Origin of the sequence: Rhizorhabdus sp. (assembly GCF_018006725.1) — a bacterium.
Classification (GTDB): Bacteria; Pseudomonadota; Alphaproteobacteria; order Sphingomonadales; family Sphingomonadaceae; genus Rhizorhabdus.
Genome location: NZ_JAGMXV010000328.1, coordinates 1 through 4,362, shown reverse-complemented (window position 1 = coordinate 4,362; position 4,362 = coordinate 1). Strand labels below are relative to the sequence as shown.

The following is a 4,362-nucleotide window of genomic DNA, read 5'->3' as shown; positions in this document are numbered from 1 at the left end:
TTGTTGTTGCCCCTCAAAGACCGGACACGTCCTCCGCGGTTGAACGGTCTGCGATGAACTCTCTTGGCGAACGGTATCCCAGCGCCTTGTGCGGGTGAAGCCGGTTGTAATGGTCGAACCATGCCGGCAGCTGACGCATGACGGCTTCGGCCGATGGCATCGGATTGACCCTGGCGTAGTCGCGCTTGATGGTCCGCACGAAGGCCTCTGCCATGCCGTTGGACTGCGGGCTCTGGACCGGGGTCGTCAACGGTTCGAAGCCGATCTCGCGAGCGAAGCGGCGGGTTTCTCCAGCGATGTAGCCCGAGCCGTTGTCGGTCAGCCATTCGATCACGCCGGGCAAACGATTGACCGGCCCAAAGCGGGTTTCTACGGCTACCGTCATGAGGTCACGAACATCCTCGCCCTTGATGCCCTCGGTCGTGGCGACGAAGCTGATCGCCTCGCGGTCGCAGCAGTCGAGCGCGAAGGCGACGCGGACCTTCTCGCCGTTGTCGCAACCGAGTTCGAAGCCGTCTGAGCACCAGCGCAGATTGGATCGATCGACGGCGATGCGGCCATCGTGATGATGCGCCTCGACGCCGCCGGCATGGCGCTGCAGGAGCAGGCCATGCGCCTTCATGATGCGATAGACCCGCTTGTGATTGGGCGGAGGCCTTCTCTCAGCCAGTGCCGCGCGGCGCAGCAGCGCCCAGACGCGGCGATAGCCGTAGCTCGGCATATCGGCGACGATGGCGTGGATGGCCATGACGATCTCGTCGTCGGGCAGAGCGGGCCGGCCCGGACGAGGCCTGCCGGGAGGAGCTTTGGCCCGCACGGCGATGTTCGACCGGGCCACGCCCAGAACCTCGCAGACGGCTTTCATCGTGAACCGTCCCTGGGCCACGACAGCGAGCGCAGCAGCTGTTTTTTTGGGCCGGCGGCGGTGTCGAGCGCCTCCTTCAGGATTTCGGCCTCGAGCGTCTTCTTGCCGAGAAGCCGATGCAGTTCGCGGATCTGGTTCTGCAGCATCCGGTAATCCGACACCGGGACGACCTCTTCCTCCGTCCGCGTCGCCGTCAGCGCACCCTGGTTCGCCAGCCGACGCCAGGAAAAGACCTGGTTGGGTGCAATCCCGTGCCGCCGGGCTACGAGGCTGACGCTCATGCCGGGCTCATAGGTCTCCGCGACGATCGCCAGCTTCTCGGCCGGCGCCCAGCGCCGCCGCCGCTCGGGTCCCGACAGGACCTCACTCTTCGATATCGAACCAGTCATAGACACGACATTACTCCTACCTCTTACGGAAGTGGGAGGCCGTGTCCGGTCAATTAGGGGGCTGCTTCAAAGTTCAGTTATGACACGGTGCCTTATAAGGACCTCAGGCGCAAGGTCCTCGCAGATACAAAATCTCCCTCAGCACCGTCGATGTTGAGGCATGCAGGGACCAGTCGCGGTGCTTTCGGTGGGATTGGGTAACGTTCAGAGTCGTCAAAAGCCGTCTGCTAACTCCTTTCACTCCGTTTGCGCAGCTCATTGCGAATGGAACAACCGTGATCATAGTCGACAGTCCTTTGACACTTAACCGCACTAAAGGTCGACACCCGTCACGTGTGCATGTTGCCATGCTTCTACATATGCGCCGTCGCAAACTGTCCAGCATCACCTGAGCCCGGACATGATGCACCATCGCCTCACCGTTCCTGCTCACCAGCCCGGCGTCGCCGGCTTTGTCGATCGAGCGGGACCGCTCGCCAAACGTCCGCAATCGTCCCCCGCTGAGCAGCCCCAGATCACCAACATGTTTGCAAAGTCGCTTCAGCGAGAAGAACTCATTGCCCTTCGCCGCGCACTCAATCAGTCGGCGATTGTGGTCGCGACCGATCGCGCCGGTCGCATCATCCATGCGAGCCCGTACTTCTGTGAGATCAGCGGCTACAGCGAGGACGAGCTGATCGGGCAGGATCACCGGATCCTGAATTCAGGATATCATCCGCGTGAATTCTTCCAGGACCTCTGGCGGACGATCGCACGCGGCGACACCTGGCATGGCGAGGTGCGCAACCGGTCGAAGTCGGGGAACATCAACTGGCTGGATACGACGATCGTTCCTCTGCTCTCGCGGAGCGGGGCGCTTCAGGGCTATCTCTCGATCAGGTTCGACATCACCGCGCGCAAACAAGCAGAGATTGAGCTTGCCACCGAGAACGTTTTTCGCCAGCAGGCTGAGAACCTTCTCGGCCAGATTGTCGAAACGATACCCGCAGGGATAACGGCATTCGATGCCAACGACCGCCTGCTGATCTTCAACGAAGCCTTCAAGTCCCTGTACCCGAAGGTGGCCGACCTCATTCAGGAAGGCGCCCGCTTCGGGGACATTCTGAAGGCTGCCGCGGAGCGCGGTCAATTCGCGGAGCTCGGCAAAGGAGGTCGGGAGGTCGAGGCCTGGCTGGCGAGGCGCGTGCGAGAGCATGTCAAACCGACCCAGACCCTCGTTCAGAAACTCGACGACGGCCGCTGGGTCCAGATTGTGGAACGGCGCACCTCGGACGGGCTGCATATCTCGACCAGCACGGACATTACCGAGCTCAAGGTTGCCGAGCAGACGATCCGGAAGCAGGCCGAGCAGGATTCGCTGACGGGCCTGGCAAACCGTGCAGCCGTCTACAACCGGGTGGAGCGGCTCCTCGCAGACGAAGAGCCACAAGGCCTGCTGGTCGTGACAGATCTCGATAATTTCAAGGCGATCAACGACACCCTCGGCCATGACGCAGGAGATCAACTCCTCGTCGTGGTAGGACGTCGCCTTGCCGGCGCGGTGCGCAAGTCCGATATGATCGCCCGGCTCGGCGGCGACGAGTTCGCGATCGTCATGAGTGGCATTTCATCGCGTCAGGTCGCCGAGCGGCGTCTGGCGAAGCTGGCGCACTCTGTTCAGCAGCCGGTCGCCCTCTCCGGCCGAACAGTGCAACCGCGGATCAGCATGGGCGTGGTCCTGATGACCACGCGGAGCAAGAACCGCCGCGATCTCTTCCGGGAAGCTGATCTGGCCCTCTATCAGGCCAAAGCAGCCGGGCGCGGCAGGTTCGCCTTCTTTGACGAGACAATGTTAAAGACAGCCGAAAGGCGGCAGTCCGACATCGAAGAGCTCAGGATCGGTATCGAGCGCGACGAATTGCGGGTCGAATTCCAACCTCAGGTCAATCTCCAGACCGGGGAGCCCGTTGGCCTAGAAGCCCTGGCGCGCTGGCAGCGGGGGGGCGACACAGTGTCCCCTGCCTCGTTCATTCCGCTGGCCGAGGAATCCGGTCTGATCATCCCACTTGGCTCCCGTGTCATCGAGATGTCGCTTGCATTCCAGGCATCCATGCGCGCCAAGGGTCTCCAACCCGGCCAACTGGCGATCAACATCTCGGTAGCCCAGCTGAAACTGGACGATTTCGTCGAAACCTTGGCCAACCAGCTCACTCGGTTCAGGCTGAGGCCCGCCGACATCGAGATCGAGATCACCGAAACAGTGCTGCTCGACCGCTCCATCCACCAGATCGTGAGGTCCTTCGAAAAGCTCGACAACCTGGGGATCACGATCGCCCTGGACGACTTCGGCACGGGCTATGCGTCGCTCTCCCACCTCAAGCAGTTCAAGGTCAACCGCCTCAAGATCGACCGCTCCTTCGTCGCAGACATCAGGCCGGACGATAGCCGTGGTGTCATCGCAAGAACCATTGTGTCTCTCGCTCACAGCCTCGAGATGGACGTAGTCGCCGAGGGCATCGAGACGCAGTTTCAGGCGGACGCCTTGCGAGCGATCGGCTGCGACATCGGCCAAGGGTACCTGCTCGCCCCGCCGCTCGCGCCTGACGACACCGAGCGATATTTCCGGCAACACGTGTCTGGTGGTCACGCGGACCGGAGCCTGAACTCCACAACTTGCCGCTGGTGATTCACGTCAAGTGCAAGAAGCGCACCGACACGGGCGAGATCACCAACGAACTTAAGGGCTTCACCAAGAAGGAGACGCCGCCTCCCGCCGCGCCCACGTCGCCGGCGGCCAACAGCACGCCTCCCTGGAAACGCTCGTGATGCTCTCGCTCGAACTGCCATATCCGCCGAGTGTGAATCACTACTGGCGGCGCGTGGGGCATCGCACGCTGATCAGCCGCGGGGGTCGCGTATTCCGCCATGCGGTCTGCGCGATCCTCGCGGCGGCCAAGGTGCAACCCCTCCTGGGACCACTGGCAGTCGAAGTGACTGTGTTTCCGCCGGACCGACGCCGGCGCGATATCGACAACCTGCAAAAAGCCCTGCTCGATGCGCTGCAGCACGGCGGGGCGTACCTCGATGACAGCCAAATCGTGCGACTGACCATCGAACGAAGCGAAGCGG

Annotated in this window: 4 protein-coding genes; 3 read left to right on the top strand and 1 reads right to left on the bottom strand. The window is 62.3% G+C overall.

Annotation, left to right across the window (positions count from 1 at the left end; translation table 11 throughout):
• Positions 1 to 13: 13 nt before the first annotated feature.
• Positions 14 to 1,254 (bottom strand): IS3 family transposase gene (locus KAY22_RS25140; RefSeq protein ID WP_296625851.1). Its coding sequence is split into 2 segments (ribosomal slippage): positions 14 to 918 and positions 918 to 1,254, totalling 1,242 coding nucleotides; the frame shifts between segments, so codons are not numbered across the junction.
• Between the two features lie 400 nt (positions 1,255 to 1,654).
• Here KAY22_RS25140 and KAY22_RS25135 point away from each other — a divergent pair.
• The 3 genes from KAY22_RS25135 to KAY22_RS25125 form a co-directional block, all read left to right on the top strand.
• Entirely contained in the window at positions 1,655 to 3,919 is a 2,265-nt protein-coding gene (locus KAY22_RS25135; RefSeq protein WP_296625850.1) for an EAL domain-containing protein, read from the top strand.
• Positions 3,916 to 4,059 (top strand): hypothetical protein, encoded by a 144-nt coding sequence (locus KAY22_RS25130; RefSeq protein WP_296625849.1) that lies wholly within the window; start codon positions 3,916 to 3,918, stop codon positions 4,057 to 4,059. Before KAY22_RS25135 ends, KAY22_RS25130 begins: the two co-directional genes overlap by 4 nt.
• The coding region (locus KAY22_RS25125; protein WP_296625848.1) for a RusA family crossover junction endodeoxyribonuclease at positions 4,059 to 4,362 on the top strand (304 nt) is incomplete at its 3' end. The genes KAY22_RS25130 and KAY22_RS25125, both read left to right, overlap by 1 nt.

Bases quoted from the DNA above. Each gene is read 5' to 3' on its own strand.
- KAY22_RS25135 (WP_296625850.1), top strand. From the start codon at position 1,655: ATGATGCACCATCGCCTCACCGTTCCTGCTCACCAGCCCGGCGTCGCC.